The 812-nt window shown below is 51.2% G+C and carries 1 protein-coding gene; it reads right to left on the bottom strand.

Annotated elements, in window-relative coordinates:
- Window positions 1–812: transposase (locus A3848_RS27525; RefSeq protein ID WP_143192472.1), on the bottom strand; the 812-nt coding region annotated here is incomplete at both ends.

Here is an 812-nt window from a genome sequence, read left to right as displayed (position 1 = left end):
CCTTCTTCACTCCGTAGAATCTCCCGAGCCTGACTCTGGTACCGCAATCGTTCCAAACTGACGACCACTTCTCGATTTCCTTCGGCTTTCGTACATTGTTCCTTCAGTGGGCAGCCCTCGCAGCTCTGGCTACGGTAATGACGTTTTCGAATTTCATATCCACTCCCCAGCGTTTCCTTGCTTTCTTTGCGGAAATGCAGCGTTTGTCCAGCTGGGCACGTCCATGTATCCTCGGCTTTGTTGTATGTCCAATTCTCAATCTTTCCGACATTCTCTTTCCAAGCTTTACTCTTTTCTTTGTGGTAGCTGCCGTATTTCACGACCGCCTGAATCTCTTCCTTTTCCAGATAGGCGTAGTTTTCTTCACTACCGTAGCCTGCATCCGCAATCACCGCCCTAGGAAGTCTCCCCAGGATCTGCCGTGCCTTTTCCATGTGCGGCTGTAAACAGCGGGTATCCGTCGGTCTTTGGTGTAGACTGTACACCAAAATAAACTGGTTTTCCGTTCCGATCTGTACGTTGTAGCCGGGTTTGAGTTGACCGTTTCGCATATGATCTTCCTTCATCCGCATGAAGGTGGCATCCGGGTCCGTCTTAATGAAGCTGTTTCGGTCCCCGAGCAGGTTTTGGTATTGCTCATAGTTCAGCAGTCTCGGCAACAGATCCTTACGAAGCTTCCGAACCGCTTTTTTCAGTGGCTTGTCCTTGGGCTTCTCCAGCAGTTGCGACTCCAGCGCCTGAGTCATTTGTTCCAGTTTCGCACTGTCAATCTCGGCGGACTCGCCGAGTTCGTTCAGGTCCTGGCCACGGTG

This window comes from Paenibacillus sp. P32E (assembly GCF_001909085.1).
GTDB lineage: Bacteria > Bacillota > Bacilli > Paenibacillales > Paenibacillaceae > Paenibacillus_AQ > Paenibacillus_AQ helianthi.
Note: the sequence above shows the minus strand (reverse complement) of the source record. Positions and strands in the feature narration are given on the sequence as shown.